32 protein-coding genes are annotated in these 24512 nt (G+C 42.4%); 24 read left to right on the top strand and 8 right to left on the bottom strand.

All coding sequences use genetic code 11. The features are described 5' to 3' along the window. Positions 1 to 23: 23 nt before the first annotated feature. The 7 genes from HBHAL_RS21560 to HBHAL_RS16010 all read left to right on the top strand — a co-directional run bounded on the left by HBHAL_RS21560 (position 24) and on the right by HBHAL_RS16010 (position 4052). On the top strand, positions 24 to 212 hold the full coding sequence (locus HBHAL_RS21560) for a hypothetical protein (protein WP_041601416.1): 189 nt from the start codon (positions 24 to 26) through the stop codon (positions 210 to 212). Positions 213 to 713: 501 nt separating this feature from the next. Further along, the gene (locus HBHAL_RS16035) at positions 714 to 1127 is read left to right on the top strand and encodes an RDD family protein (protein ID WP_014644516.1); all 414 of its coding nucleotides are present in this window, start codon (positions 714 to 716) and stop codon (positions 1125 to 1127) included. 56 nt (positions 1128 to 1183) lie between these two features. Then, complete coding sequence (locus HBHAL_RS16030) at positions 1184 to 1750, top strand: SGNH/GDSL hydrolase family protein (protein ID WP_014644515.1); 567 nt, start codon at positions 1184 to 1186, stop codon at positions 1748 to 1750. Between the two features lie 35 nt (positions 1751 to 1785). Beyond that, the gene (locus HBHAL_RS16025; RefSeq protein ID WP_014644514.1) at positions 1786 to 2238 is read left to right on the top strand and encodes an ASCH domain-containing protein; all 453 of its coding nucleotides are present in this window, start codon (positions 1786 to 1788) and stop codon (positions 2236 to 2238) included. Positions 2239 to 2435: 197 nt separating this feature from the next. Then, positions 2436 to 2849 (top strand): GNAT family N-acetyltransferase, encoded by a 414-nt coding sequence (locus tag HBHAL_RS16020; protein WP_014644513.1) that lies wholly within the window; start codon positions 2436 to 2438, stop codon positions 2847 to 2849. Between the two features lie 247 nt (positions 2850 to 3096). Next, positions 3097 to 3489 (top strand): hypothetical protein, encoded by a 393-nt coding sequence (locus HBHAL_RS16015; protein WP_158512380.1) that lies wholly within the window; start codon positions 3097 to 3099, stop codon positions 3487 to 3489. A 233-nt stretch (positions 3490 to 3722) separates the two neighbouring features. Beyond that, positions 3723 to 4052, top strand: a complete 330-nt coding sequence (locus HBHAL_RS16010; RefSeq protein WP_223254218.1) for a hypothetical protein — start codon at positions 3723 to 3725, stop codon at positions 4050 to 4052. Here the strand turns inward: HBHAL_RS16010 and HBHAL_RS16005 are convergent. Next, the gene (locus tag HBHAL_RS16005) at positions 4022 to 4792 is read right to left on the bottom strand and encodes a polysaccharide deacetylase family protein (protein WP_223254217.1); all 771 of its coding nucleotides are present in this window, start codon (positions 4790 to 4792) and stop codon (positions 4022 to 4024) included. The genes HBHAL_RS16010 and HBHAL_RS16005 overlap by 31 nt on opposite strands. Before the next feature lie 298 nt (positions 4793 to 5090). On the opposite strand from HBHAL_RS16005, the gene HBHAL_RS16000 reads away from it, so the two are divergent. From HBHAL_RS16000 to HBHAL_RS15955, 13 genes are all read left to right on the top strand, one after another. After that, on the top strand, positions 5091 to 5633 hold the full coding sequence (locus HBHAL_RS16000) for a TetR/AcrR family transcriptional regulator (RefSeq protein ID WP_014644509.1): 543 nt from the start codon (positions 5091 to 5093) through the stop codon (positions 5631 to 5633). A gap of 1144 nt (positions 5634 to 6777) precedes the next feature. Continuing rightward, positions 6778 to 7674: a BKACE family enzyme gene (locus HBHAL_RS15995; RefSeq protein ID WP_014644508.1), complete on the top strand. Its 897-nt coding sequence runs from the start codon at positions 6778 to 6780 to the stop codon at positions 7672 to 7674. Next, positions 7671 to 8615 (top strand): 3-hydroxyacyl-CoA dehydrogenase NAD-binding domain-containing protein, encoded by a 945-nt coding sequence (locus HBHAL_RS15990; RefSeq protein WP_014644507.1) that lies wholly within the window; start codon positions 7671 to 7673, stop codon positions 8613 to 8615. The genes HBHAL_RS15995 and HBHAL_RS15990 overlap by 4 nt, the downstream gene beginning before the upstream one ends. Positions 8616 to 8629: 14 nt before the next feature. Continuing rightward, complete coding sequence (locus tag HBHAL_RS15985; protein ID WP_014644506.1) at positions 8630 to 9100, top strand: thioesterase family protein; 471 nt, start codon at positions 8630 to 8632, stop codon at positions 9098 to 9100. A gap of 181 nt (positions 9101 to 9281) precedes the next feature. Further along, the gene (locus tag HBHAL_RS15980; RefSeq protein ID WP_014644505.1) at positions 9282 to 10142 is read left to right on the top strand and encodes an AraC family transcriptional regulator; all 861 of its coding nucleotides are present in this window, start codon (positions 9282 to 9284) and stop codon (positions 10140 to 10142) included. Between the two features lie 37 nt (positions 10143 to 10179). Then, entirely contained in the window at positions 10180 to 11340 is a 1161-nt protein-coding gene (locus tag HBHAL_RS15975) for an FAD-dependent oxidoreductase (RefSeq protein ID WP_014644504.1), read from the top strand. Between the two features lie 181 nt (positions 11341 to 11521). Continuing rightward, on the top strand, positions 11522 to 11668 hold the full coding sequence (locus HBHAL_RS21555; RefSeq protein WP_014644503.1) for a hypothetical protein: 147 nt from the start codon (positions 11522 to 11524) through the stop codon (positions 11666 to 11668). A gap of 34 nt (positions 11669 to 11702) precedes the next feature. Then, positions 11703 to 11990 (top strand): hypothetical protein, encoded by a 288-nt coding sequence (locus HBHAL_RS15970; RefSeq protein ID WP_014644502.1) that lies wholly within the window; start codon positions 11703 to 11705, stop codon positions 11988 to 11990. Positions 11991 to 12076: 86 nt separating this feature from the next. Continuing rightward, positions 12077 to 12715, top strand: coding sequence for a pyridoxamine 5'-phosphate oxidase family protein (locus HBHAL_RS15965; RefSeq protein WP_014644501.1), 639 nt, complete (start codon positions 12077 to 12079; stop codon positions 12713 to 12715). Positions 12716 to 12819: 104 nt separating this feature from the next. Beyond that, the gene (locus tag HBHAL_RS21245; protein WP_145956061.1) at positions 12820 to 13005 is read left to right on the top strand and encodes a hypothetical protein; all 186 of its coding nucleotides are present in this window, start codon (positions 12820 to 12822) and stop codon (positions 13003 to 13005) included. A 47-nt stretch (positions 13006 to 13052) separates the two neighbouring features. Continuing rightward, on the top strand, positions 13053 to 13289 hold the full coding sequence (locus HBHAL_RS15960; protein ID WP_041601415.1) for a hypothetical protein: 237 nt from the start codon (positions 13053 to 13055) through the stop codon (positions 13287 to 13289). Between the two features lie 289 nt (positions 13290 to 13578). Beyond that, a complete protein-coding gene (locus tag HBHAL_RS21550; protein ID WP_014644499.1) occupies positions 13579 to 13746 on the top strand; it encodes a hypothetical protein in 168 nt (55 codons plus the stop codon). Positions 13747 to 13763: 17 nt separating this feature from the next. Beyond that, positions 13764 to 14015 carry a hypothetical protein gene (locus HBHAL_RS15955; protein ID WP_014644498.1) on the top strand — a complete coding sequence of 84 codons (252 nt, stop codon included), beginning with the start codon at positions 13764 to 13766 and terminating at the stop codon, positions 14013 to 14015. Between the two features lie 141 nt (positions 14016 to 14156). On the opposite strand, the gene HBHAL_RS15950 is transcribed toward HBHAL_RS15955, so the two are convergent. Continuing rightward, a complete protein-coding gene (locus HBHAL_RS15950; RefSeq protein WP_014644496.1) occupies positions 14157 to 14699 on the bottom strand; it encodes a hypothetical protein in 543 nt (180 codons plus the stop codon). Between the two features lie 202 nt (positions 14700 to 14901). After that, entirely contained in the window at positions 14902 to 15237 is a 336-nt protein-coding gene (locus tag HBHAL_RS15945; protein WP_014644495.1) for a winged helix-turn-helix transcriptional regulator, read from the bottom strand. Between the two features lie 123 nt (positions 15238 to 15360). On the opposite strand from HBHAL_RS15945, the gene HBHAL_RS15940 reads away from it, so the two are divergent. Further along, positions 15361 to 15855: a lactoylglutathione lyase family protein gene (locus HBHAL_RS15940; protein ID WP_014644494.1), complete on the top strand. Its 495-nt coding sequence runs from the start codon at positions 15361 to 15363 to the stop codon at positions 15853 to 15855. A gap of 319 nt (positions 15856 to 16174) precedes the next feature. Beyond that, complete coding sequence (locus HBHAL_RS15935) at positions 16175 to 16651, top strand: hypothetical protein (RefSeq protein ID WP_014644493.1); 477 nt, start codon at positions 16175 to 16177, stop codon at positions 16649 to 16651. A gap of 42 nt (positions 16652 to 16693) precedes the next feature. Here the strand turns inward: HBHAL_RS15935 and HBHAL_RS15930 are convergent, their stop codons facing one another. Together HBHAL_RS15930 and HBHAL_RS15925 are read right to left on the bottom strand one after the other, a co-directional pair. Then, complete coding sequence (locus tag HBHAL_RS15930) at positions 16694 to 18319, bottom strand: L-lactate permease (RefSeq protein ID WP_014644492.1); 1626 nt, start codon at positions 18317 to 18319, stop codon at positions 16694 to 16696. Positions 18320 to 18347: 28 nt separating this feature from the next. Beyond that, entirely contained in the window at positions 18348 to 19313 is a 966-nt protein-coding gene (locus HBHAL_RS15925; protein WP_014644491.1) for an L-lactate dehydrogenase, read from the bottom strand. A gap of 566 nt (positions 19314 to 19879) precedes the next feature. On the opposite strand from HBHAL_RS15925, the gene HBHAL_RS15920 reads away from it, so the two are divergent. Then, positions 19880 to 20062, top strand: coding sequence for a hypothetical protein (locus tag HBHAL_RS15920; RefSeq protein ID WP_014644490.1), 183 nt, complete (start codon positions 19880 to 19882; stop codon positions 20060 to 20062). 158 nt (positions 20063 to 20220) lie between these two features. Here the strand turns inward: HBHAL_RS15920 and HBHAL_RS20955 are convergent, their stop codons facing one another. The 3 genes from HBHAL_RS20955 to HBHAL_RS15905 form a co-directional block, all read right to left on the bottom strand. Beyond that, positions 20221 to 21390 carry an alpha/beta hydrolase family protein gene (locus HBHAL_RS20955; RefSeq protein WP_014644489.1) on the bottom strand — a complete coding sequence of 390 codons (1170 nt, stop codon included), beginning with the start codon at positions 21388 to 21390 and terminating at the stop codon, positions 20221 to 20223. 171 nt (positions 21391 to 21561) lie between these two features. After that, a complete protein-coding gene (locus HBHAL_RS15910; protein WP_014644488.1) occupies positions 21562 to 22461 on the bottom strand; it encodes an alpha/beta fold hydrolase in 900 nt (299 codons plus the stop codon). A 39-nt stretch (positions 22462 to 22500) separates the two neighbouring features. Beyond that, positions 22501 to 22839, bottom strand: a complete 339-nt coding sequence (locus HBHAL_RS15905; RefSeq protein ID WP_014644487.1) for a hypothetical protein — start codon at positions 22837 to 22839, stop codon at positions 22501 to 22503. A 367-nt stretch (positions 22840 to 23206) separates the two neighbouring features. Between HBHAL_RS15905 and HBHAL_RS15900 the strand changes: the two genes are divergently transcribed. After that, the gene (locus HBHAL_RS15900; protein ID WP_014644486.1) at positions 23207 to 24355 is read left to right on the top strand and encodes an MFS transporter; all 1149 of its coding nucleotides are present in this window, start codon (positions 23207 to 23209) and stop codon (positions 24353 to 24355) included. Positions 24356 to 24512 lie beyond the last annotated feature (157 nt).

Raw genomic sequence — 24512 nt, 5'->3', positions numbered from 1 at the left:
TCGAAAAACAGTATCTAATTCTGATGGGTACGCTGGTTTTCGTACGGACGTTTATTGAAGTACGCGGGGGCTTAGGCAGTCAGGAAAAAGCCGGACTTAGGGGGAACATCAAGACGCACTCATCCCAACATAGATACAATAGCGAAGCGGATATTGCCGATATGTATATCGTTAACATGGGAGAGAAAGAGGATCTCTGCACCGCTATGTGACGTTTACAGACGAGTTGAAGGTGGATTGCCTGTATCGCTATAAAAAGAGGTTGTTCACCTGAATGCTGGTAATAAAGAACATGTTGGACGCTTGAAACAAAAAAGAGCAGGGATTCAGGAGGGCACTCCATAACCTCTAAGTCGAGGCCAAACTAATGTCAGGCTATATTCTCATTACTAACTGGAGAATTACAAAAGCGGCAAGTGGAACGCCTATTCCCAAACTTCGAGTTCCAAGAATCTGATTTTCTGACATAGGCTGTCCTTTCTGCTCCTTCCAGGCAGGGTAGAAAAAATCGATAACAAGGCCGGCTGTGAGAGCAATAGACATCTTCCTCTATTGCCGCAGAACAAAACAGATGAAACCCAAAATATGCCACCTCAGGTCATCCAGAAAATGGATGACCTGAGGTGGCATATTTTGGGGGGGTATTATGAAACTTTTCAATGCGTGAAATCGTTAGTACATGGTATCTACTATGATTCGAGGAGGAACAAGATATGGAATCGGTGACAAAGAAGAGAGGGGCTGCGTTTGCTATAGACCTGGCTATTTCTACAGCAGTAACCTTTAGTATAGAAAAACTGCTCCGGAAGAAAGTGAAAAGTGAAGCGGTACACGCTTTAATTACACCCACCCTGGTTATGTGGTCTCTAGAGTATGCCCAGCTAAAAACTAGCGGCTCGACCGTGGGGTACCAAGCTTTGGGATTAAGCCTGGAGAATGAAACAGGGGGCAAGCCGACATCTAAGCAAATCGTAAAGCGTATGGCTTATCGTGACTTCATAAGCAGTTTCGATTATTTAAAAGACAGGAGAGGATTTCAATTAGAAGCAGGCACCCTTATGCCGCATGATCGTTATTCTGGAACAATCGTGAAAGAAGCAGAATGTTCATGCAAACCGTGTAAATAAGATCTGAGGAATAACGCACCCAGTCCGTCTATAATCCCGTGAGAAAGGAGAATTCTATGAAAACATTCGTGTGTTTTGGAGATAGTCTGACAGCGAGGAAAGAAGGTTTTGAAGAACCTATGCTTACAACGAAACTCGCTAAGCAATTGAATCAGTATGAATTTATCAATGCAGGTGTATCAGGCGATAACACCGTAGACGGTTTATCTAGAATAGAACAGGACGTGATCGCTCATAAACCGGACGGGGTCACCGTCCTTTTCGGTGCAAATGACGCTGCTTTTCATAAGTCTGTTCCCCTAGATCTCTATAAAAAGAATTTGTATAAAATCGTGGAGCGTATCAGTCCTGAGAAAACCATTTTAATCTCGCCTGCACCAGTAGATGAAAAGGTTCAAAAGGCAAGAACAAATGAAGTCTTAGATCAATACGCTTCTGCAGCCAGAGAAGTAGCGGAAGACACAGGGTGTCATTTCATAGATTTCTTTCATCAGATGATTTCTTTGGAGGATTATCCGATTAAATTGCGAGGCATAAAAAATGATGGCCTTCATTTTGGCGAAGAAGGATACGACTTTCTTGTCCAATTAATCACTAAAAAAATAAAGAGCATCCGTTTATAAGGGGAACTAATATAAATAAGAAGGAGGACTATTGCGTGGCTAAAGATTCTATCATACAACTTTGGGAAGATTATCGTAAAACAAATCCACATGCCCCAGCCCATTATGAAGCCTGGGCTTTTGGCGATTCAAAAGAAATGGCTGATCAACTGGCAGAGCTGGTGCTGGAGGGAAGAAAGACCGCCACCTCATCGTACTACACCATCTACGAATGGGAAAATGAATCCTTACCGAACAGTGGTCTTCACAATATTATTCTTGATGGTAATGGAGAAGCCGTGGCGATTATGGAAACCACTTCTGTAAAAGTTGTTCCGTTTGATGAAGTTACGGAAGAACATGCGTTTATGGAAGGGGACCGGACATTAAGGTATTGGCGCGAAGTTCATGAGTCTTTTTTCCGAAAAGAACTTAAAGAAATAAATCAAGATTTTCATTATAAAATTCCAGTGGTGTGTGAAAGGTTAAAGCTGTTGTATAAGAAGTAAAAGAAGTATAAGTGGTAGGTCCTTCTTACTCTCACTACATTAAGGCCATCTTTTCCGGATGAACAGTAAGGAATGGTGAATAGGAACCAGACCACGGATTTACGCTTATAGAGGATATCATTGAGTCTATTACATAATTTTGAAATAATTGTTACATAAACACCCAGCTCAAACGTCTAAAAATAGGGATGGGAAGAATGAAGATAAGAAGAGCAGCTGTAACGGATGCAGAGGGAGTGGCGAAAGTTCAAGTTGATAGCTGGCGTTCCACTTACGAACGTATCGTTCCTGAGGAATATTTAACAAGCATGACCTATGAAAATAGAGCGCAGAAATGGAAAGAAATGATCACAAAACAGATGGTTTATGTAGCTGAAAATTGTGAAGGGGATATTATAGGTTTCTCAAACGGTGGGCAGGCAAGATCGAGAACCTATCCGGAATATGAAGGGGAACTATATGCTTTGTATTTATTAAAAAAGCACCAGAGAAACGGTTTAGGGAAGCGGTTGATAGAGCCCATTATTCACGAATTAAACAAGATGAATATTTATTCTATGCTTGTCTTCGTGTTGGCAGATAACGATTCCCGGTTCTTCTATGAAAAATAGGAGCGGAGAAAATAGATACAACGGAGATTGAAGTGTCTGGTAAAACGCTGGATGAAGTGGTATATGGCTGGAGGGACACTAGGGGGCTGCTAACGTATATTACGAAATATTAATTGTTTGGAGTGGTCAGATATTATTAAGGTATCAGGTTGCGACTTAAAAGGAAACGTGCCGTGGAGCGTGGTGAGGGAGTATGAGTGAAAAGACACTAAGTAAAATTAGAGGTTTTCTCCTCAATGTTTTATTTATGATCATAGCTTTTATGATGTCCTACATCATGGCCTATGAGATCGGTTATGCGCCTCTGGGATATGAAATCATTGAGAAGAAAGAAGAAACCGTTCTCGTGCAGTCTCATAATTTGTTGGGGTTAAAAGAAGAGAAGATCAACTTTCATCCAGCTGACTATAAGGAATGGCATATCGATATGCTGGTAGACCGGGTAGGGTATCTGAAGCAGGATTACCTCTTATTCTTTGCATCGATCTTTGCCGTGCCTCTTTTGATCATCAAGGAGTTATACCGGGGAAAACAAAAGAGGATCGTCTTGTTCGCTGTATTGTTTCTTATGGTTTATCCCACCATAACGTTAATGTCAAGCTTGAATGATATAGAGAGTATTTTAGCAGGCACTTATTAATGGAAAATAGTTGAATAGTATAAGTTCTACCTTGATCATTTAGCTGGTCAAGGTTTTTTCAACGTGGTCTTGTTATAGTAGCAATGATTGGTTGTGTACCTCGATGGTTTGTTTATAATGATAGGAGAAGATGTCTGAAAATTCATGTCGTGTATGGTACGGCTGCGTTATCTTCTGGACCAAAAATCTATTATAGGTAAGGACGTGATCTTATGTTGAGATGTTCCTGGTGCATGAAGAAAATTAAAGAAAATGATCCGGTGTTTGGGTTAAGTGTTAAATTTGCTGAAGGTGTAGATTATTCAGATCAGGAAGGGTCCATCACTCAATTATGGTTAGAGACTCGGAATACGAGTGTTCCTATGATTGTAACGACCGCAGACTCTGAAGCTAAAGAGGATGGATCTGACGCGATGTTTGCTCTGTGCAGTGAAAAGTGTGGTAAGAAAATGAAAGAGACACTGAATAAAGAAACGACAACGATTAAGGAATTTAAAGATATCTATGGGATAAAGAACGTACAACAGCTTTCCTATTTTAATGATTTTTCTTCGGCATGCTGAGAAGAATCGTGACCATGATGATGGAGCTGCCACATTTGGGGAATCGTAACGAATTGGTATCCATTCCTTTTCAGCAGGGGAATCAGCTCATCCAGAGCTTCTACCGTACCACTTAAATCCTGCGTCCAGTGGCCCGCATTATGCATCAAGACAATCGCGCCAGGATGGACATTGTGGATAACTTGCCGGGTGATTGCTTTTTCCCCCGGCCCTTTCCAGTCTTCTGTATCAATAGACCAGCCTATCCCCTTATAACCCAAAAATCCAAGGCTCAATACCTGCTGCTCGTTTAAAGCACCGTAGGGAGCCCTAAACCATGGGGTAGTTCGCCCTGTAGCTTGATATATTTGATTATTGGTATGATTAATTTCCCATTCCATTTGATGAATGTCCGCTTCAGCCAGATTCGGATGCCAATATGTATGATTCCCAATCGCATGTCCTTCGTTTACCATACGTCTGGTCACCTCAGGGTATTTAGCTACACGTGATCCCATTAAAAAGAACGTCGCTTTTATCTGGTGTTTGTTTAATATATCCAATAATCCAGGCGTGTACTTCTGATCTGGACCATCGTCAAACGTTAGAGCTATCATTTTATCTTTGATCTGGGCCTGGTAGAGCATATGGTTTGGAAATTCGGTTTGTAAAGGGTAATAATCGGCACTGGACGAAACTGGGGGAAAACTCGAGAGGGAAATGAAGATTAAACCTGATAAAATAAATAATCGAGCTAACATAAGAAACCCTTCCTTTCGCATACTTTACCTCATTCAGGACGTTCCTTAACATATCCCGGCGTTGCATTTAAAAAAGGGTAGAGCGCAAGGCTCTTACCCAGCAAAAAGATGGGACCAAAAGGCACGTTAATTCGTGCAGGTCAGGTCCTTTTTTATTATGATGATCTTTTTCAAATTTATGCCAGGCAGGGTGTAAAGAAGTTCTGGTGTAGAATTAAATTGGAACAGAACCAAATTGAAAAAAGGCGAAACTACTGATAACATGAAGAAAAACCGAACTTAAAATGAGGGAAAAGTCATGCCAAGAGAATCAAAACGGCATAAAATTTTGGAAGCAGCTGCTTTAATCGTTAAAGAGAAAGGCAATGATGCTTTAACCTTAGATGCTGTAGCTAAGCGTGCCGAAGTCAGTAAAGGCGGTCTTCTGTACCATTTTTCCACGAAGGAGTCACTGGTGGAAGGACTCGTTCAGCACATGAATAACATTTACCAGCAAAACGTGGAAGATCTGGTTGATAAAGAAGCTGTAGAGGAAGGCAAGTGGGCCAGGTCTTTTATTAATGTTATGCATGATAAAAGTGTGCAGAATGAAACCATTAGTGCCGGTATGCTGGCAGCGCAGGGAATGAACCCTAAGCTTTTAAAGCCGCTGCAGGATACTTATGCGGACTGGCAGAATCATATTGAGCACGATGGATTGGATCAGGTGGATGCCACCATCCTTCGCCTTGCCGTGGATGGGCTGTGGCTGTCCGAAATCTTCGGTCTTGGTCAGCTGAATCCGAGTCTGAGGAAAAAAGTGCTGGAGCGATTGACCCAGCAAACCTACCCCAATGAATAAAGAAAGTCATCAGATCCTTAAGGAACTGATGACTTTTTATTTGTCCTATTATTAATTTTATTAAGAAATTAGCTCTGTTAAAGTTTCGTGTTGTTTTTAAAGTTAAGCTCCCATTACTTGAAGACTCAGTTTCGAGATAACTCGGGTCCATTGCCAAAAAAGGATAGGGCGGCTACGGAAACAACTCGCTTTCCTGCGGGGGAACTGGCAAGCCTCCTCAGTCGTTATCACTCCTTGCGGGGTCTCGCCTAGCTCCTTCTCCCGCGGGAGTCTCGTCGTTTCTTCCGCCACCCCAACGATATCTAGTGAACTGACCCTGCTATAGAAGACAGGAGCCAAGCTGTATCTGCCTCAAATGCTTCTATAACAGGGTTCCTACACGTAAACAAACAGTAAGAATCAAAGTAGATTATAGATGATCCTTGTTCATTGGAAGGTGTGTATGCAGAGAACTTCGAGCTCTCAATGATCGCAAAGGGGCGGAAGGGAACGGCGAAGACTCCTGCGGGATGAACATGATCGGTGAGATCTCGGAAGGCGCAGCCTGAGGAAGCTCACCACATGCCCACGGAAAGCGAGCCGTTCCCTGGAGCCCATTCTCCACCCAATATCTCGAAACTGAGTCTTCCACAATCCGGCCCTTTAGCTTAATAAGTCTTTTTATAAAGATATCAATACTAACCATTAATATAGCCTGGAAATTAAGAGTGAACGGGTTTCTGACTGCGTTCATGAAACAGGCGCTTGGTCTGTTTCATCGCATTAGCAAGGTAATGCGGCCGCAATTATTGGAACGTGGACTCAGCTTTATTCCTCGTTCATTAATAAAGTGCTGCTTTTCGTTGGCATTTTAAAATGTACGATCCAGACGGTTTTTTTTCAAAAATGGAATAAGAAAGCTTTTAGAAGAATATAGGATGATTTTGAAGCTGAGTAACTCTAATAGTAACTGATGATTGATTATTCCTTGTTATTACGTGTGATGATTCAATTTAAATTAAACCAGAGGACCACAAATTGGCATAGAAGGTTTGAATAAGTTTAATAAATAATAGATCCTTAAAAGGTATTGAAAATATAAAGTCCAGTTGGTACACTTTGAAAAGATTAACTAAATTAAACGATTCAAAGGAGGATCTTTTGAATGAAAAATAAAGTATTGTTAACTTCTGCTGTAACGGGAGCTGGAGACACGTTAGAAAAGAACCCTCATGTGCCGGTAACGCCGAAAGAGATAGCGGAATCCGCTATTGAATCCGCTAAAGCGGGTGCGACGGTTGCCCATGTGCACGCACGTGACCCGAAAACCGGCGGCATTAGTCACAACATGGATCACTACCGTGAAATTGTAGACCGTATCCGTGAATCGGAAACCGATGTGATCATTAATATTACATCAGGCGGCGGAGGAGATTTCATCCCGAGCCTGAGCACGCCAGCTGCAGGCGGAGATGGAACTGATATCCAGATCCCATCGGAACGTCATGAACCGGTTGGTGAGTTGCTTCCGGAAATGTGCACCCTGGATTGCGGAAGCACAAACTTCGGAAACATGATTTATATGAGTCCGACCGATTGGCTGCGGGACCAGGCCAAAATGGTTCAGGAAAGCGGAGTGAAACCGGAGCTTGAATGTTTTGATACCGGGCATATTCGTTTTGCCAATCAGTTAATTAAAGAAGGTCTTGTAGACGGAGATCCGATGTTCCAATTCTGCCTTGGGATTCCATGGGGAGCGGCGGCTGATGCCGAAACCATTCTTTATATGAAGAACCGAATTCCGGAAAATGCTCACTGGTCTGCTTTTGGAATCGGCCGCATGCAAATGCCGATGGCTTCTCAGACCGCGATTCTGGGCGGGAACATCCGGGTTGGATTGGAGGATAATATTTATCTATCCAAAGGAGTACCAGCAAAGAACGAGCAGCTTGTCGATAAATCGGTCAGCATGCTTCAAGGAATGGACTTAGAGCCCATGACTCCTCAGGAAGCACGTGAATATTTACAATTAAGAAATTCCCGGGGAGGTCAATCATCATGAAAATGGCTGTCGTAGGAACCGGTGTAATAGGAAATGGCTGGATTGCACGTATGCTTGGTCAGGGCCATGATGTGGTGGCAACAGATCCAGCTGAAGGAGCGGAAGAGCGTATGCGCCGGGCGGTGGACCAGTCCTGGTCTTACGTTGAGGCGCTTGGGCTAGCAGAGGGTGCATCGAGAGATCGTCTTACCTTTGAAGCGGACGCAGCGGAAGCTGTAAAAGAGGCCGACTTTATTCAGGAAAACGTCCCTGAAATCGAAGAGCTAAAGCAGACGGTATTGCAGACAATTGATCAGCACGCGAAAGCAGATGCGATTATCGGTTCCAGTACTTCCGGCATTATGCCTTCCGAGCTGCAGACTAATCTGAATAACCCGGAGCGGTTTGTCGTTGCGCATCCTTTCCATCCGGTTTATATTCTGCCGCTTGTGGAAATTGTACCTGGAGAGGAGACCACTCATGAACATGTGGAAAAAGCTATTTCCATTTATGAAAGTCTGCAGATGAGCGTTCTCCATGTTCGTAATGAAATTGAAGGTCATATCGCAGACCGCCTAATTGAAGCGATCTGGAGAGAATCGCTTCATATCGTAAATGAAGGAATTGCGACCACAGAAGAGGTGGATAAAGCCTTTACCCATGGAGCGGGGATGCGCTACGCCCAATATGGTCCTTTCTTAACGTTCCATCTGGCTGGTGGAGAAGGCGGTATGCGACATATGCTGAAACAATTCGGCCCGGCTTTGAAAAAACCGTGGACGAAGCTTGAAGCTCCAGAACTGACGGATGAACTTTACAACAAAGTTGTTTCGGGCTGTGAGCATCAATCAAATGGCATGACCATGTCCGAGCTTGATCAGAACCGAAATGAATTTCTCGTTCGTCTTTATGACCTTGTTCAGGAATATTGGCCGAAAGAGACAGAGAAAACTCACTCATAAAGGAGCGTTCAAACATGAAACCATCCTTTCGTTATACGAAATCCGTCCCGGCGGAATGGGTCGATTACAACGGGCATATGAATGATGCGGAATACAGCCGCGCTTTCAGCCTGGCGACTGACGCATTTATCGAACACGTTGGTCTTGATGAAGCAGCACGTAATCAGTGGAACTACACCATTTTCACACTGGAAACTCATACGTGCTATCTTCAGGAAGTGAAGGAAAAGGCAGCCTTTGATATAACGGCAAAGATACTGGATTACGACTCCAAGCGCATGCATCTGTTTTTCACAATGAAAAATGAGGCGGGCGAACTTGTAGCCACCTTTGAGGAAATGCTCATGGGTATTGATCAAACGGAGGGCCGGGGTGCTCCATTCCCGGAAACCGTAGCTGCCACCATTCGTGAGATTTATCAGGCCCAGGATAACGAGGAGTATATCAAGCAGGCTGGACGGACGATCGGGATTCGGAGAAAATAATGTGTAGAAAAGGCAAGCAGTGACGCTGCTTGCCTTTTCTATACTATTTATAAACAGAGGCTGCTAACTCAAGGCGATGATATAATAAAAGAAAAATGTCTTAAAACCTGTTCCACTCAAGCAGAAATGAACAGGATTTCACCACGCGGAAAGGTTACTGTAGATACAGGGAGTGATTCATATGACATTAGTGGAGTCCATGCAGCGGTCGATTGATTATATGGAAAACCATCTACTTGAAGACGTTTCGATTGAAGAAATCGCAAGCCAGGCCAATACGTCTGTCTTTCATTTTCAACGAATGTTTACACTGTTGACTGAAACACCAGTGGCCGAGTATCTCAGGAGAAGAAGGTTGACGCTTGCTGCTCATGAACTTTCCAAAACCAATATTAAAGTAATTGATATCGCCTTAAAGTATGGATATGACACTCCTGAGTCTTTCGCAAAAGCATTCAAAAAACAACATGGAATTACTCCTAGAGAAGCGAAATGCTTTACGGGAAAGATGCAATCCTATAACCGCCTGGTGATCCAGGTGAATGTGAAAGGAGCAGAACCTATGTTATACCACATGGTACAAAAAGGTCCCATACAAGTTGTGGGAGTGAGGCGAGAGCTATCCTGCGAAAATGGAGAAAACCAGCGGGTTATTCCACAGCTTTGGGAGAAGGTAAATGGAGATGGGACATCTGAGGATTTAACCAAATTAAATAATGGAGATATTCAGGGACTTCTCGGAGTATGCGCGGATAAAAGTTATGTCCAGGCTAATCTGGTTGACTATTGGATTGCAGCTGCTCACAAAGGTGAGGTACCTGAGCGTTTTTCACAACTTGAGCTGCCTGCTTCTAAATGGGCAGTATTCGAAGTGCATGGTCCTATGCCTTTGTCCATTCAAAAGGTGTGGAAGCAGATCTATTCAGAATGGTTTCCGTCCAGCGGGTATGAACATGCCGGCACGCCGGACCTGGAGGTCTATTCTGAGGGAGATCCTTTTAGCGAGGACTATTATTCAGAAATATGGATTCCGGTGAAGTAAAGGAAAATACTAGTCTATTAGAAAGGGGGCTTAAGGGATGAAAGTAATCATCGTGGGCGGAGGTATCGCTGGGTTGACTCTGGCATATTGGCTGAATAGGAATGGAAATGATGTGAAGGTCATAGAAAAGGCTTCAGAATTAAGAACAGAAGGGTATATGCTGGACTTTTTTGGACCCGGCTATGACGTGGCAGAGGAAATGGGGATCCTGGAGCAGCTTAGCCGCATTCATTATCCAATTTCCGGTTTGGAATTTCGGAACGAGAAAGGCAAGTTTAAGTTCAAGCTCCCTTACCCTTCTCTCAGACATTTATTTAACGGACGCCATTTTAACTTCCTGAGAGGAGATTTGGAGCAGGTTTTGTATGATTTGGTTAAGGATCAAGTAGATTTCAGGTTTGGAATAACGATTGAGGAGATCCAGCAGGATGACGATCAAGTGCATGTAACATTATCCGACGGCAGGCGGGATACTGCAGATTTAGTAGTGGGCGCTGATGGAGTCAGGTCCCGTGTGCGTTCTTTAGTATTTGGTGAGCACGAGAACTATATCAAGCACATGGGGTATTACACAGCTGCATATATTATAGAAAATTCCAGCATGAATAAGCAGTTACACAACGCTTTTTATTCCTTATCATCTCCTGGCCTCCAGGCTTCCGTCTATCCGATCAGAGGAGATCGATCAGCGACGTTCTTTTTATACAAAGATTCCAAAAAAGAAGAGCATTTATCCAGTGATGAAGCAAAAAATGAGCTGAAAAATCATTTTAAACATATGGGGTGGGTGGTCCCAGAATTGCTCGAAAAAGCAGAGGAAGCGACGGATTTTTATTTTGACGAAGTATCCCAGGTGGTTATGCCTCAATGGAGCAAAGGTCGAGTCGTCCTTGTAGGGGACTCCTGTCAGGCGGTTTCACTGATGGCAGGTCAGGGAGCGTCTCTCGCTATGACCGGAGCCTATGTACTGGCGCGCTCTTTACGGGAGAATAACAATGTAAAACAGGCATTGGATAAGTATGAAGATGATTTAAAACCTCAAGTTATGAAGACTCAGGCATCTGGAAGAAAATTTGCTCATTACTTTCTCCCAGACTCACGTTGGAGGATCTTCATTCGTGATATAACGATGCGGGTTAGTGTACTTCCGGTAGTCAGAAGGTTTGTAAATATGAACAGAGCTCGAATTCCGAAGTGATATTCGAGCTTTTTTACGTGGTGGGAAATTGGCAAGATTTATGATTTTACTGGTTAATAATGTTAAAATAGACCCAATATTCGCTGTTCCTCACTTTTTAAATGGTGCGATATCTAAAGTGTAAAACGGATAGAGTTGTTTGTGAACACCGAGACCTTATTAGAAGGAGCTGATTCATAAATTGAAGATCATTCAGCAGGAGCCTCATTATGGAACACATCTTCTCGTAACCTTAGTGTCATTTCTTACTTTGAAAAAGATTAAGAGAATCGAAGCGTTAAAGCAGCAAGTAGAGGAAGAGGTTCAAAAATACTGGCGACAAATTTAAAACATGTGTGTCTAAAATAGAAAGGAAGGATCGAATGAGAGCTATTCTCTTACTTCTGGCCGCCTCTGTTAATGTCTTTTTTATAGCAACTACATTGTTTTGGAATTCCATACCCCTAAACGGTTTCTGGCTTTTATTCTTCGGCACATTCCTCCTATTCAGTCTCCTGTTTTCCGGTTATGTTTTTGTGAAGAAAAGACGCCAGCCTAAGAGTTTCCTTTCGATTGGCTCGGTGATGGTCCTTTCCATTAGTGCAGGATCGATCGGCTGGTACTCTATTCTTGCGATCCTAGCTTTTGTGAATGCCTCCGTTACTTCGTAAGGATTTCATACAACGTTTGTAACTTACGCTTGTAATCAGGGTAATCAGGATCTATTAAAATACGAATCTCCCAGGGAGTGAATGTTTTGAAAAGCGAGCCTTCTTTCAAACACCTTATCCATTCGATAGCTGAACTGTGCGAAGTTGCAGGCGATCCAGGTGAATTAGCTAATAATAAAGTGATTTCTTATCTTGATCAAAACTGTATGGAATTTATTAAACATTCTCCTTTTTTAGTTCTTTCTACGGTGAACCAAATTGGAGATTGTGACGCATCCCCGCGTGGAGATCAGCCAGGCTTTGTCCACGTTTTGGATTCTACAAGATTGATCATCCCTGAAAGGAAAGGCAATAAACGTCTGGATTCTATACAAAATATTTTAACGCAGCCATCCGTGGGTTTGCTTTTTATCATCCCAGGGACCGGCGAAACCTTGCGAGTAAACGGAACAGCTTATATAACGAGAGATCCGAAATATCTTGAGAAGATGACCGTTCAAGGAAAAACTCCATTGTTGGGTATAGGAGTTGAAGTGAAAGAATGCTTTCTCCATTGTGCCAAAGCTTTTAAACGCTCGAAACTATGGGAGCCGGAGCACTGGCCGGAAACGGGGCATCTTCCATCTGCCGCTAAAATGATGGCCGCCCATGCTAATATGCCGGGAGTAACAGAAGAATCGGTCGAGAAAAATTTAAAAGAAAGCTACAAAAAGCGACTTTATTAAATTGAATTGGAATGCAAACCTCTTTCTCAGTTCTCGAATATTGAAACCCTCTTGGCTTACTTGAAAAAGTAGAATAAAGGAGGGAACAATTATGAGGGTTATTTTTGAAACCACTGGTCTGCTCATCCTTATCTACTTCATTTTTTTTCCTATTAAATTATATTGGCCAGCGGTTCTTATCAGGAAAAAGTAAACATCAGGTTAATTTCACTGTATTAATCACGGTATCTTTGATTGAAACAGCTGTGCTATTCATATTTATTGCTACGGGATGGTTTTTTGAAGTGTAGAGTTTAGGGTAGAACGTTCTATCGTACCATCGAAAGGGTGAGGAAGAATGGGCACGGTATTAGTCCTGCTTACTTTAGCCTTGATTAGTATATGTGGTATTTCTTTAGGGTTATTATTTACTAAAATAAATCTCTCTTTTGGTTTAGCCATCAGCGCCAGTGTACCTTTCATTGTTGCTTTTTTATTTCAGGTTATGTTGGTCTTTTATCTCATTCCTATTTTACCTTTAGTGACGTGGATTGTTCATACCAGAAGAGAATCCATAAAGAAGCAATCATTTTAATGATTTAAATATCGGCAAATCTCGTGAAAATTTCCCAGGAAATAATCTGTTTCGGCAATTAACTTGGTTAAGTTCCTATATGAAACTTTCAATCGTGCTACATTGTGAACCAAACTCATGAAACCAGGAATATTTGACTTCTGTTAAAAGAAGGGTAAGGAGCCTATGAATAGAAATGATTACCGCTTAACCAGCAGAATGGAAGATCGATTCCTATTCTTTTTAAAAAACAATTCATACAAGAAAACTGGCTCCCACCGATATCAGTCAAATCAGGTTTATCCGGCTGATGTGGGCTAAAAAGGCTGTGATGATTAAAATTATAAACGGAAGAAAGATTCGGTTAGTTGAACCTTATCCTTCTACAGCTTTTGACCAATTAATGGAGTTTGCTGACAAGCATGAGGTTGAATTGCATAAAACAAGAGATTATTTGATCTTAGAAAGAAAAAAGTAAAGAGGAGGGAGCAGCTATTGATTGTGCTGCGAATAGTAAAGTTTATTATGGGGGTGATCGCCCTGCTTCTGGCTGGCTATCACTTTTTCATACATCGAGTTGATTTTGGAGGGAACTGGAGTATGGTACTCTTCATTATCATGTTCTTCCTAATCGGTGTAGATAATATCAAAACTCAATATAGAAGTAATTTATATGGCTATATCTTCTTAGCTCTGTCTGTGATGTTATTTTCCGGACTGGTGTATAATTTCTTGCAGACTCTTTGAAAAGTTACCATAGGTTTGAGCATGACACTTATGAACAGGTTTAATTTTCTTAAACTCCTGGCGATTGGTCTGCTGTAAATCAACATTCCATCCTATAAAAAATCCCAACCATCGACGATTGGGATCCTTTTTCATCAATTTTCACTTGGGGGGTACTCCCTCCACATTTACTATAAAGGCTTTGGAAAGTGAACCCAGGAATTCCTGGTTTTCATTATACCAATCGAGCCTTACAAAAAAGCTTTCTTTACGTTCATCTTTACTGGCGCTATGTATCGTTATTTCACTTCCTTCCAGTGTTCCGCCTTCAATCGTTGTCTCATAATAACGGGACAAATGAGACTGAGAGGGCTGTTTCCCATCGATATGAACCTGGATTGCCTCACCATCCTCTACTTGCGTAGATTCCAATCCTTCCGTCATTTCCTCGTGGTTGATCCGTTCGACGGTGGCAGAATCCTCAGAACAGTCAGGGACAAAACATCCCCGGATTTTATTCGTCTCAATTTCTTCTCCTTTGTATGTAAAGGTTACAGTGGGCCTTTCCTCTAAAACGTCCTTGCTTTCACTTTGAGCTTTAGCAGAGCCTGAGCTGGACTCAGAATTGGAATTAGAAGTTTCCGTGTCCCCGGGCTGACAGGCCGCTAAAGTTAATAATAGAACCAAATAAACAAACTTTCTCATACTCGTACTCTCCCTTTACAAAATCATAATGTTTACGAATCATTACAAGCTATGATTCTTACCTCAAACTATTTAGCCTTCCTTACAATCAAATAACCCCAACTACAGAATGATTAAATGAAAAAAAGAATGACCGGGCTCATTGGTAAGCACGGTCATTCTTTTTTTAAGCAGAGTGAAGGAAAAAACAAAGATAATTGGCTTATTCTAAAGAACCATGTTCCGTACCCCATACGTGCATCTGCTCAAGAATCGGCATCAGCGTCTTACCGAAGTCTGTAATCGAGTACTCTACTTTGGGAGGAATACTGTTAAACTGTACTCGATGAATAAAACCATCCTCCTCAAGCTCTTTAAGCTGCTGACTTAAGACTTTATGCGAGACGCCGGGAAGTAATCTTCTTAAGGCATTGTACCGAAGAGTTCCATCTACATTCAGGTGCCATAAGATGACCGTTTTCCACTTGCCGCCTATTTTCTTTAATGTATATTCGATCGAACATTTCAATTTTCCGTCGTTATCCATTGGAGCATCCATTTTCTATACCGTCCTTCCTTACTTTTGAGTAAGTGTCTCACTAAAAAGTGCATACTTACATCGTCTATTACTAAAAATTATAATGGATGTTGTACAAAAAATGAAACGAGGAGGAACGTTAGTATGCACACTTATCCGAGAGCATTTTCTCATATAGGATTATCCGTACCTAATCTGGATGAAGCAGTTCAATTTTATACACATGTATTTGGCTGGTATGTCATTATGGAGCCTTCAGAGGTGAAAAATGATGATACACCGATTGGCCAAATGTGCCGTGACGTCTTCGGCAGTGAGTGGGAGGAGTTTAGAATTGCTCATTTAGCCACAGGGGATCGGATCGGAATCGAACTTTTTGAATTTCCGGAGAATGAGCAGCCGGAAAATAACTTTGAATACTGGAAAACAGGGATCTTCCATTTCTGTATTCAAGATCCGGACATCGAAGGCATTGTTGAAAAAATCAAACAGCATGGCGGGAAGCAGCGTATGCCAATCCGCGAATATTATCCTGGGGAGAAGCCGTTTAAGATGGTGTATGTAGAGGATCCTTTTGGTAACATTTTTGAGATCTACACGCACAGTTATGAACTAACTTATTCGGAAGGCGCTTACTAAATAAGTCAGGGGCGAATCTATAAAAAAATAGGTTCGCTCTCTTTAATATATGACGAAGTTTTAATCTTCAGGATGTGTCCTCCCCTTAAAATTGCATAATTTGTAGTTAGAAAATCTATAATAATACGCTCCATATTAAAGAAAATTGGAATTGGATACATAGACAAAAGAGGTATGTACTTTCATTATTAAAGGATAATCCACGAAAATCTGAAACAATTCATTCATTTTGTACGTAATAAGAATGAAAGCAGACTAGGGAAGATTGAAATAACTCTGCGCAAATTAAGGATTGGAGAGAAAGTTTTTATGACTTGTGATGATGATCAGTGAATGGAGCATTCAGTACAGCAATACATCCATTTGGAAAAAGAAGGCACGTGGATCTATGATCAATATGCTCACCCAAATTTCTATATTATTTATGATCTTGTTTCTGAACGGAAGTGCGGAAGAGTTTTTGGTGTATTTAACCGGAGGGGTGGCCGTGATCAGTACCTGGCAAATGATTTATTACTTGAAAATGCCGGAGCGGGATTACATTCGATTCGAAGACCAGGCCATCGATATTCGTCGCGGTATTGCCGATCCAAGATGGCGAGCGGCTGATAAGGATGTGAAGCGGGTACAGCAGGTTGGGGATGTGCTGACGATTCGGAAAGAAAGCGGGGAAGAGGAAGAAATCTATTTAGAAAACGTAACCGATCACGATGCGGATATAATCATTAAAGAATTTCAGGAGAGATACGGAAATCGTATGCATACAGTACCTGAAAAAAACGAAGGCTCGTTCTAGACCACACCACCCGTTTAGTAAACGGGTGGTGTGAAGGATCTATTATATCCCGGTAAATGATAACAGGAATGTAGCTAGACAAACGATAATTAATAATCCCAGGCTGTACTTCAGGGTCATTTTAAACAAGGTAGACTCCTGTCCTGTTTGTTTTACGGCTGCCGTCGCAATCGCGATGGATTGAGGGGAAATCAGCTTGGCCATAACTCCGCCGGCCGTATTAGCAGCGAGTAACAGCGCCGGGTTTGCCATGATTTGATTCCCTGTGACCACCTGTAAATGGCCGAACAACGCGTTGTTACTGACGACAGAACCCGTTATGAACACACCGAGCCAGCCGAGAATAGGACTGAAGAGAGGAAATAGGGCGCCAGTTTTCGCTAAGGCCAGTCCAATGGCTGAACTCAAACCAGCGAAGTTGGATAAATTCGCGAAGCCCATGACGAAACAAATAGTCAAAACGGGAATCCACAAATCCTGGATGGTTAATTTTAAAGAATCCATCCCTTGCGGCAGGGTGATCGCTGAACTGAATAATCCAGTAAGGAGTACAGCCACTAATATCGCGGTCCCAGTCGCAGATATCAAGTCTAATTTAAAGAGAGCATCTAAAGCTACCGTATCCGGTGCAATGGGCGGTGCTTTTTGAATCTCCTGATGTAGAAAAGGAACAGGAATAAAGGTCGTTGTTTTCTCTAATAGTCCGCCTTCGCTGAATAGTGCTTTAAAGGAAGGCAAGCTCCAGACGGTAATGGTGGCTGTAAGGATATAGAACGGTGACCACGCTTTAATGATTTCTTTGACGCTGTAGGATTCGCCCTGTTGAATGTCTGGTGCGTTCTCCTCACGGTGAATGGTTTTCGGCTGCCATTTCCTCAGGAATAAAGCCAGTCCGGCCATACTTAATAAGGCAGCAAGAATGTTCGCAAGCTCAGGTCCAAGGAAAAGAATAGTGAAAAGTTGAGCTCCTGTATAAATCCCACTGACGACCAGCAGTGCAGGTAAGGTTTCTTTTATTCCTTTTACTCCGCTTAGAATGAACACGAGTGAAAATGGAATAGCGAAGGAAATCATCGGAAGAATGTAGGCGAGTGTTCTGGAAAGCTCCATCGTTTCCAGATTTCCCATCTGTGCTCCTACAATAACAGGAATCCCGATCGCGCCAAATGCGCCGGAAGCAGCGTTTGCGATCAGGCACAGAGCCGCTGCTTTCAACGGGCGGAATCCCAGTTCTACAAGAAGAGCCGCACTAATGGCAATCGGTACACCGAATCCAGCTGCACCTTCGAGGAACGCGTTAAAGCTGAATCCGATTAAAAGCAGCTGAAGACGCTGATCCTGGGAGATGTTCGCAATACTGGATCGAATCACTTTAAATTTCCCTGTGCGAACGGCGATCTTATACAGCCAGACCGCCATGATGACAATGTAACCGATCGGCCACAGTCCGTTAACTACACCGTGCAGGGATGCTGAAACAGCTTTTGTGATCGGCATGTCAAAGAATACAATGGATACGAGAATACTTAATGCAAGCGTGAGGAAAGCAGCTAAAATCCCTTTCATTCTAAAGCGTGTCAGTGCTAAAAAGAAGAAAAAGATAGGCAGAGCTGCGATCAGCGCACTCAAAAATACATTTCCGAACGGATCATACTGCTGTAACCACATGGACGATCAACTCTTTTCTGCGAATAATCTAGGTTGTTGGCTGGTTTTCAAAATTGGCGCCCAGGATATCTTTAAGGACGTTCACACTATGGTCGAACTGCTGTTGTTCTTTTTCGTTCAAGCTGACTTCTACGACATTCCGTATTCCCGTGCGGTTTACTACTGCCGGAACTCCAATATAAACGTCTTCAGCATTGTACTCTCCATTTAAATGAGCACTTACAGTCAGAACACTGTTTTCATTATTTAGAATAGCTTTTGAAATACGAGTCAGTCCCATGGCAATCCCGTAATAGGTTGCGCCTTTCTTTTCGATGATATGGTAAGCAGCATCACGGACATTGGTGAAAATCTCATCAAGATCTTCCATATGGTAATCTTCGTGACGTTCCATTAATTCATATACAGGCACCCCGCCGATAGATGCATGGCTCCATACTGGAAGCTCGGTATCTCCGTGTTCTCCAATGATATTGGCGTGAACGTTAGAAGGGGCTATGTCAAAATATTCTCCTAATAGAAAACGGAATCGGCCGGAATCCAGTATCGTTCCACTCCCTATGACGCGCTCTTTCGGCAGTCCACTAAATTTCCAAGTCGCATACGTCAGAATATCCACTGGGTTCGTAGCAACTAAGAAGATTCCGTTAAAGCCGCTCGCCATAACGTCATCGACGATACTTTTGAAAATAGTCAGGTTCTTTTTCACAAGATCCAAACGAGTTTCTCCGGGTTTCTGGTTCGCCCCTGCACAGATGCAAACAATGTCAGCATCTTTACAATCTTCATACTGACCGTACCAAGTTTTCGTTGGATTTGGAGCGAAGACCTTACCGTGGTTTAAGTCCATGGCATCTCCCATAGCTTTATCTTCATTCAAATCGATAATGACAAATTCTTCGGTAACGGATTGGTTCAGCATAGCAAATGCATAGCTGCTTCCTACAGATCCTGCTCCAATAAGTGCCACGCGGTTTACTCGTTCTCTAGTCATATGAATTCCTCCTAAATGGTATCTGTGAATGATTGTGAAATATATCACATGTTCATTGTGCAATATTCTGCTTATTGAATCAATAGGTTTTGTGAAGTTTTTCACAAAGAAATTCTTTTAGTAAAATGCAAGCGTTTTCTTGTTCACATTTTGTTCAAAAAATATTCTTAACTTGGTAAACTCGGATTTAATGGAAATGGACACACGGCCTCATGAGTAATTTATTTGTGAAAACTTTGTTCTTTTTGCAACCAATACTGGAATCTAATCGTAAAGAAGGACGAATAGAAAGATCGTAAGTGAATAGGGGATGGTTATAAAACTATTAAATCAGGGGGTGGAACGATTGATTTATTCTTCTACATTACAATCATTGTTGGTTTTTCTCTTATCTATTATGGATATGTCAAAAAAATAGACAATGACCTTAAAAAGAAAGAACTGGAAATTGAAGAGAAGAAGATAGAGCTGGAAATAAAAAAGTTAGATCATAAGGACGGCGAAAAAGTGAAGGAATAGGATGAATGTTTCTAAATAGTTAGCGATAAAATGAGGGGGGGATTGTTTTGAAAACCTACGTGATCTTGTTTATGGTTGTTTTTCTTATGCATGGAATGACCCTGGTGAATGTCACGCTTTTTGACGGCAATTGGAATGGAATTGTTCTAATGCTTTCCAATTTGTTATTTCTGGTTGCCTGCGTCTTATTTGGGACGGAAATCCGGGCACGTAGAAGAGTTGAGGACTAGTTTGATCCGGGGTGTTGTAAGCTGATAAGAGAGGTGTGGTTTTACCCGCGGAAACCTTTGGTGACTGGATGATCTTAACCTTTAAACATGGAGTATAGCGCGTACGCTTTTGTATAAAAAACAACCCACAGGTGAAGGACACCTGTGAGTAGAGAATTTTATGATTCTGTTTCTACATTATCTAACCAATCGATGATTTGCGAGGAAATCTCGTGGTTGTTTTTGTCGATCATCATTAAGTGGGAGTTTCCGTTAATTCCTTCTTCTGTTAGCTGTATCACTTCGCCTGTGCCACCGTTTTCTTTAATCATATCAACGGTCGTTTGAACGGCTTCCAGACGACCTACCTGATTTCTTGATTCAAGGTAATCCCCGTAAACGCCAAGGTATGGAATTTCTGCGAACGTGTCTTGTATTTCCTGCTTGTCTGTTGGAGATCCTACAGGTTCGATAGCAATGATCCCGTTAACTAACTCTGGACGTTGACGTGCTACTTCATAGCCAATTTCGCCGCCCATTGAGTGAACCATTAGTATAGCAGGGCCTTTATCTTCTAATAAGGAGATCATGTTATCTACTTCTTGCTGACTGACCCGGGAAGTTCCTCCACCAGCTTTTCCACCTGATTCAGTTCCGCTGGAAGCTTGGCCTTGACCACGCTGGGTGCCTGCATCGCTGCTTGATTGTCCTTGACCCTGGCCTCCACGCGCATTACCGCTGCTGTCACTTGATCCTGAGCCGCCTCCAGCACTTACTTGCATGGGAATGCCCGCGTAGAATTGATCAAAAGAATCTGCCGGGAATTGCCCCTCTGGGTAAGGTTCATCCGGAGCGGACCCTAATCCCCAGCGCTGCCAGATCGACAGTGAATCCCATTTAGACATCGGGGAGCTTGCTTCTGATTCCGAAAGACCGGCACTAGCAAGATCTGACGTGTCTACGGTATAAACAGGATAACCGGCCTGGGCAAAATCATATGCCCAGCCATTACGAGAGTCTGGAGTGCTTTCATAAATGTTAGCCCCCAGTCCCAGACCTGGAACCATTACCACCGGCGTATTGTCCGATTCATAAGGGATAAACGAATGGATCAGAGACTGGGTATCCTGAGAATCTCCTACATAGAAATCATCTATCGTCTTAAAGCTAACGCTGCTTTCCTCATCCCCTGCGCCGGAAGCATCAGAAGAATCGCTGGTAGCGGCGGGACTGCTCTCCTCTGTCGTTTGGTTGTCTTCTGCCGCCTCATCGTCCTCACTTGTATTGGTACAAGCACCTAGTATAAGAAGGGCGGCCATAAGTGCGAATGTGAATGATACTTTTTTCATAAAGATCTAAAACTCCATTTCTATTAAGTATATATTGGAACCGTTCGAACAACCTCAGTATGACATAAGGAGTGTGGTGGAAATTTGGGGAGTATGTGTAAAAAGTATGTAATTATATTGCAATATTTACCTTTTTAATATCATCTTGCCGGGAATAAGGAGGAGAGGTGTTTATTTTCGATTTTTCAGTTCTGTTTCAGCCATTTTAAATATCATTTCCTGATAGTCCTTTTCAAATAAAAATAAATGACCTTGTCCTTCAAGGGGATGGAAGACAGCATTCGGTATATGATCTGCAAGATGCTGTCCGTAAGAAAAAGGCACTAATCTGTCTTCTGTTCCATGAAAGATATGGATTCTGCCCGGGATTTCTTTCAGCTTTACGCCCCAATCCACATAGTGAACAGCTGCGTCAATCGCCACACCTTTTCCGCCCTGCCGGAAAGCCTCTTTCTGTTCGGCTATAAAGCGTTCTTGAAATTGCGGATCTTGCGCCATTTTTTTATCCGTCTCACTTACCGTCTTTAAGAGACTGTTGATGGTCAGTTTTGGGAACATCTTCATGGCTATCCCCAGCCCTTTATATAACAAGCGGAAAAGTGGAGGGGATTTCATAGCCAACTTGATGGACAGCCGGTCTGCGGGTGCTTCCAATTTCTCAGCAGCATCTGGCATTTCAGCAAAATTCGTGTATCCTGCAAACGTGAAGTTAAAGGTTAAACGGTCGGCTAAAGAGTAGCTGCAGACGGTAGTGTGTGCGCCTCCACTGGATGTTCCCATAGAACCAAATTTTTCGATTTCAAGAGCATCCGCAAGCTCTCTTATATCTTCTGGATAATCGAGCAGCGCCCGATCTTCTTTAATAGTCGAACCCCCCATTCCAGGGCGGTCCATGGCGATGAGTCGAAATTTGAACTTCTTTGCTGTACTTTCCAGGTAGCGGGCTTCTAACCTTGATCCGGGCCCTCCGTGGGCATAGAAGATCGGGTAGCCGGACAGATCTCCATACTCGCAGTAGGCAACTGTCCTTCCATCTTTTGTTTGTATCGTATTGGTTTGAACTTCTGTCATCTTGTCCCCCTCTTTTCTTTGCACCTTCTCTAAAACCTTTTATTCTCCCATGGCTATTACGTACATCTTTGATAATCCGTTATATTCTACTATGATGACAGGAGATTTCTCCTCAGTCGTATAGATATCGGCCCCCACGGGTGATTTCGTAGCCATTCCTTTTTTTACTTTTCCTAACCTCTCCCCTTTTTGATACCCTTTTTCTTTTACCCATTCAGCTCCATGAGTATAGACTTCGTCATTTTCCAACTCTATTAAATCAGCGTCCGGGTTCAGTTTTAATACTTGGCTCCTTGATAGAAGTCCACCTTCATTAGCACCTGGATAACAACCAGCTACTATGAAAAGAAAGGCGAAGCAAAGCGTAAAACATTTCATTATTTACCTCCTGTGTCAGGCTGCAGCAAGCGTTATGTTTAGATCTCATCTCCCCTAACTATAACATTGGACTCGTTATGGGAGATGAGTAGGTATTGGCTGATCAAAGGTTACAAAATACGTAGTAAGACCTGTGGAATGGTTGTAACGATGCAATACATATATTGTAATTTTTAGTATTCTGATATAACCTATCCCTCTTCGCAGTATTAGCTCAATCCCCTATTAACAATGTTTTCATTGGTAATAGTTCTCGTACATAAATCATTTAATATACTTAAATAATATATAAGAAAAGTTTTGGGTGGATTTACTAAGGGTAACAGTCTCCATATTAGTCATTTCTTTCATTGAGGAGGGAAGTATTATGAGGAAAATGGAGATTGAAATTCCTGCCATATCTATCATAGGTTTACTTGCTTTATCCGTTATATTTGGATGGTTCAGGTATGGCTATGGCTTATTAGTACCCGAATTTAAACAAGCTTTTGGCGTATCCGCCTCTACTTTAGGAATGATCTCCAGCCTGTCGTTCGTTTCCTTTTTAGCAGGGGTTGTGGCCGTTTTAATGATAGTTTCTAAATTTGGTTCGCGGCCGGTTATTCTTATCGGTATTTTTGCTGCTTCTACAGGATTATTAATGGCTTCCCTTACTTCAAATCCACTCATTTTTACGGTGGGGTGTGTCGTTGCCGGGTTGAGTCCGGGTTTAACATGGTCTTCTTTTTCTGAAAACGTTAATCAGAACGTCAAGAAAACCGTGCAGGAGCGGTCGCTAGCGGTAATTAGTACCGGTTCAACTCTGGGATTAATATTAATCTCCACAAGCTATCTGTTCCTGGATGGACAGTGGAGAATCATTTGGATCGCAGGAAGTGTCATAGGCTTTATGATTTTCATATGGGCTTTTCGATCCGTCCCCTCCTCTCGACAGAACCGAAGGGGAGAAGAAGGGGTTAAACTAAATGCTCGATCCTTCCTAACGAAAAACGCAAAGTCGCTTTATCTGGCTTCCCTGTTGTTTGGGATTACGGAAGCGACTTACTGGACGTATGTCGCTGATTTTGTGAAGGGAAATTTCTTTGTAGATAATTCGAATGCCATTTTTTTCTTAATCACTGGTCTTGGGGGAATAGCAGGTTTATGGGCTGGCGATCTTATTAATAAATTAGGCCATAAAATCTGCTTCGTAGTTACGATTCTACTTTACTCGATTAGTATGGTGGTTCTGTTCATCTCTCAATCGTGGTTATTTGTCGGTATGTCTGGACTGCTATTTGGAAGCACGTTTATGCTTTATGCTGCATACTTGCCGATCTGGAGTGCCGAAGTATTCCCTGGTGCTCCGGAAAAAGGCTTCAGTGTAAGCGTCATTCTTTTAAACATTGGTGCGATTATAGGTCCTGCTGTTTTTGGCGGAGTACTGAAATTTGCCGGCTACGAGTGGGTGTTTCTGATCATTGGACTGATTGCCTGCCTGAAAATGTTAGTCATGCCTAAAACGAAGCAGGCATGAACGGAGTATAAGGTAAGACCAAAGATAGAAAATATCAAATGGGAAAATATCCCACCTCAGGTCATCCAGTTTCTGGATGACCTGAGGTGGGTTTTTTTTGGCAAGGGAGAAGAGGATTTTATTCTTTCCTTATCGAAAATTGAACGTAATGATAGTC

The organism is Halobacillus halophilus DSM 2266, from assembly GCF_000284515.1.
Taxonomy (GTDB): domain Bacteria; phylum Bacillota; class Bacilli; order Bacillales; family Halobacillaceae; genus Halobacillus; species Halobacillus halophilus.
Note: the sequence above shows the minus strand (reverse complement) of the source record. Positions and strands in the feature narration are given on the sequence as shown.

What these genes read in the sequence shown, in the direction of transcription:
- HBHAL_RS15995 (WP_014644508.1), top strand. Translation starts at nt 6,778, where the DNA reads ATGAAAAATAAAGTATTGTTAACTTCTGCTGTAACGGGAGCTGGAGAC.
- HBHAL_RS15950 (WP_014644496.1), bottom strand. Translation starts at nt 14,699, where the DNA reads ATGAGAAAGTTTGTTTATTTGGTTCTATTATTAACTTTAGCGGCCTGT.
- HBHAL_RS16020 (WP_014644513.1), top strand. Translation starts at nt 2,436, where the DNA reads ATGAAGATAAGAAGAGCAGCTGTAACGGATGCAGAGGGAGTGGCGAAA.
- HBHAL_RS15925 (WP_014644491.1), bottom strand. Translation starts at nt 19,313, where the DNA reads ATGACTAGAGAACGAGTAAACCGCGTGGCACTTATTGGAGCAGGATCT.
- HBHAL_RS15990 (WP_014644507.1), top strand. Translation starts at nt 7,671, where the DNA reads ATGAAAATGGCTGTCGTAGGAACCGGTGTAATAGGAAATGGCTGGATT.
- HBHAL_RS15985 (WP_014644506.1), top strand. Translation starts at nt 8,630, where the DNA reads ATGAAACCATCCTTTCGTTATACGAAATCCGTCCCGGCGGAATGGGTC.
- HBHAL_RS21560 (WP_041601416.1), top strand. Translation starts at nt 24, where the DNA reads ATGGGTACGCTGGTTTTCGTACGGACGTTTATTGAAGTACGCGGGGGC.
- HBHAL_RS20955 (WP_014644489.1), bottom strand. Translation starts at nt 21,390, where the DNA reads ATGAAAAAAGTATCATTCACATTCGCACTTATGGCCGCCCTTCTTATA.
- HBHAL_RS15970 (WP_014644502.1), top strand. Translation starts at nt 11,703, where the DNA reads ATGAGAGCTATTCTCTTACTTCTGGCCGCCTCTGTTAATGTCTTTTTT.
- HBHAL_RS15975 (WP_014644504.1), top strand. Translation starts at nt 10,180, where the DNA reads ATGAAAGTAATCATCGTGGGCGGAGGTATCGCTGGGTTGACTCTGGCA.
- HBHAL_RS16015 (WP_158512380.1), top strand. Translation starts at nt 3,097, where the DNA reads ATGATCATAGCTTTTATGATGTCCTACATCATGGCCTATGAGATCGGT.
- HBHAL_RS15930 (WP_014644492.1), bottom strand. Translation starts at nt 18,319, where the DNA reads ATGTGGTTACAGCAGTATGATCCGTTCGGAAATGTATTTTTGAGTGCG.
- HBHAL_RS15960 (WP_041601415.1), top strand. Translation starts at nt 13,053, where the DNA reads ATGGGCACGGTATTAGTCCTGCTTACTTTAGCCTTGATTAGTATATGT.
- HBHAL_RS16030 (WP_014644515.1), top strand. Translation starts at nt 1,184, where the DNA reads ATGAAAACATTCGTGTGTTTTGGAGATAGTCTGACAGCGAGGAAAGAA.
- HBHAL_RS15905 (WP_014644487.1), bottom strand. Translation starts at nt 22,839, where the DNA reads ATGAAATGTTTTACGCTTTGCTTCGCCTTTCTTTTCATAGTAGCTGGT.
- HBHAL_RS15945 (WP_014644495.1), bottom strand. Translation starts at nt 15,237, where the DNA reads ATGGATGCTCCAATGGATAACGACGGAAAATTGAAATGTTCGATCGAA.
- HBHAL_RS16010 (WP_223254218.1), top strand. Translation starts at nt 3,723, where the DNA reads ATGAAGAAAATTAAAGAAAATGATCCGGTGTTTGGGTTAAGTGTTAAA.
- HBHAL_RS16000 (WP_014644509.1), top strand. Translation starts at nt 5,091, where the DNA reads ATGCCAAGAGAATCAAAACGGCATAAAATTTTGGAAGCAGCTGCTTTA.
- HBHAL_RS16005 (WP_223254217.1), bottom strand. Translation starts at nt 4,792, where the DNA reads ATGTTAGCTCGATTATTTATTTTATCAGGTTTAATCTTCATTTCCCTC.
- HBHAL_RS15980 (WP_014644505.1), top strand. Translation starts at nt 9,282, where the DNA reads ATGACATTAGTGGAGTCCATGCAGCGGTCGATTGATTATATGGAAAAC.
- HBHAL_RS21550 (WP_014644499.1), top strand. Translation starts at nt 13,579, where the DNA reads ATGTGGGCTAAAAAGGCTGTGATGATTAAAATTATAAACGGAAGAAAG.
- HBHAL_RS15910 (WP_014644488.1), bottom strand. Translation starts at nt 22,461, where the DNA reads ATGACAGAAGTTCAAACCAATACGATACAAACAAAAGATGGAAGGACA.
- HBHAL_RS15940 (WP_014644494.1), top strand. Translation starts at nt 15,361, where the DNA reads ATGCACACTTATCCGAGAGCATTTTCTCATATAGGATTATCCGTACCT.
- HBHAL_RS15900 (WP_014644486.1), top strand. Translation starts at nt 23,207, where the DNA reads ATGAGGAAAATGGAGATTGAAATTCCTGCCATATCTATCATAGGTTTA.
- HBHAL_RS15935 (WP_014644493.1), top strand. Translation starts at nt 16,175, where the DNA reads ATGATGATCAGTGAATGGAGCATTCAGTACAGCAATACATCCATTTGG.
- HBHAL_RS16035 (WP_014644516.1), top strand. Translation starts at nt 714, where the DNA reads ATGGAATCGGTGACAAAGAAGAGAGGGGCTGCGTTTGCTATAGACCTG.